The 1,868-nt window shown below is 50.1% G+C and carries 2 protein-coding genes; both read left to right on the top strand.

The features are described 5' to 3' along the window. Positions 1 to 453, top strand: a 453-nt coding sequence (locus tag MYY08_RS15740; RefSeq protein ID WP_288014873.1) for an MFS transporter, incomplete at its 5' end; no start/stop codon positions are given. A 239-nt stretch (positions 454 to 692) separates the two neighbouring features. Then, complete coding sequence (locus tag MYY08_RS15735) at positions 693 to 1,373, top strand: oligogalacturonate-specific porin KdgM family protein (RefSeq protein WP_084971729.1); 681 nt, start codon at positions 693 to 695, stop codon at positions 1,371 to 1,373. The last annotated feature ends 495 nt before the right edge of the window (positions 1,374 to 1,868 follow it).

The raw sequence follows: 1,868 nt of genomic DNA, 5'->3' as shown, positions 1-1,868 counted from the left end.
GTCTTTACCGGCCGTCGCCGCGAAGGGATCTACGCCGGCGCAATGACCTTCTCCGGAAAGATTGTCCGCTCGATTATCGTCTTTGTGATGGGCGCGATCCTCAGCTACTACGGCTTCCAGTCTAAATCCCATACTCAGCCGCCAGAGGCGATGACCGCCATCTCCTGGGTCTTTTTCGGCGGCGTGATCGGCCTGGCGCTGATGGCGATTTTCTTCAGCCGTCAGATGCTGCTCAACCGTAAAACGCATCTGGTGGTGCTGGAAGAGGTAGCGCGCATCAAAGCGGGCGGCGAGATAAGCGATATCAAGCCGGAAGTGCGCGCGGTGATCGAGGCGCTGGTGGGCTATCCCTACGAGCAGTGCTGGGGACGCAGCGCCATCTGCCAGAAAATGAAGCTGGCGCCGCTGGTCGATGAAAAGGCGACGGAGCCAAAACAGGCGCCGCAGCTCTAACTTCACCCCGGAAAGTCTTTCTGGTCCGCCTTTTCGGGGGGCCAGAAGGGGTACGCCTGCAAAACAGCCACAGTCCGTCTTTGCTCTGCGCGGCGGTGAAGCGCTATGCGGAAATGGCGAGCGGAAAAAGCGACGGCAGAACAGGCGGAATAAACGACGTTTTTATTAAGCGAAATATAACGCTGCGAACTTAATAAAAAGATAAAAAACCTCTGGAATAACCGTAATGGGATCGGGCAATGAATAAACAGACCTTATTGGCCTGCGGGTTGCTGCTGGCCACGACGCAGGTATCGGCAGTGATTATTGATTTACGCCACGAATGGCTGGATGACAGTAAAGTACATAAAGATCGGGTCGCCATATCGCACCGTTTTGATAACGGTATTGGTTTTACCCTGGAGGCGAAATGGAGATCAGGCGGCGACGATCCCAATAAGCCGTTTCACGACCTGGTCAGCGACGGCACGGAAAATACTCTTAACTATCAATTTCGTCCGGTCAAGCCCTGGTTTGTCCAGCCGGGGTTTACCCTTGAATCGACCGATGAAAAAAGCATTTATAAACCCTTTTTAATGACCGGCTATGAGTTTGACAGCGGCATCTATATTAACGCGCGTTACCGCTATGAATACACCCGTGAAAGCGAGGCGGGTAAAGAGGACATGAAAACCAACCGCGGCGAAATCTGGCTGGGTTACGATTTTACTGACTGGAAGGTGGAATATAACTACATCTATAAGCACAGCGATCAGATTCGCTTTGATAATAAAAAGTGGGACTATGAGCAAAATATAAAGGCGCTGTGGAAATTCAATCAAAGCTGGGCGCCCTATGTTGAAGTGGGCGATATCAGCGTGCGCAAGACCACCGATGAACGCCAGACGCGGCTACGCATCGGCCTGCAATATAAGTTTTAACCTCGCGCGTGAGAAAAGCGCCGTCGGCCTGGCCGACGGCGATCGATCATCTCAAACGCGCTAATGGCGTAAACAATAAATATCAGCGTAACTATAACCAAGCGGTAACAGGTTTCTCTGGAGAGCAATCTGCTGGCGCAGGATTATATTCGCGCCGGAAAACTGGTATCGGTATTTGGCGATAGCTATGCGATGCCAGTCAGCGCGCATCATCTGGTATTTCCTCATGCACATGAAAAGCGGAAAAAGATAAAGTGTTTTTTAAGCTGGCTTGAGCAAGAGCTGGCGGGTACGCCTTTTCATCTGTAATGCCAGAAAAGCAGAGCCGCTGGTTTATTTAAGCTGGCACACTTATTAAACGCGTTTTAATTGTTATTTTGGCGCCGACTTTGTTTTTTTATTTAAAATAACAATTAATGTATTATTTGACTGTATCAACCATCTTTACCTGCCGACGCCCCCTTTTTTGTTAATTGCCTTCCTGGTTATTTTTAT

The organism is Mixta sp. (assembly GCF_024610815.1).
Classification (GTDB): Bacteria; Pseudomonadota; Gammaproteobacteria; order Enterobacterales; family Enterobacteriaceae; genus Mixta; species Mixta calida.
This window is presented reverse-complemented; position numbering and strand designations above follow the sequence as displayed.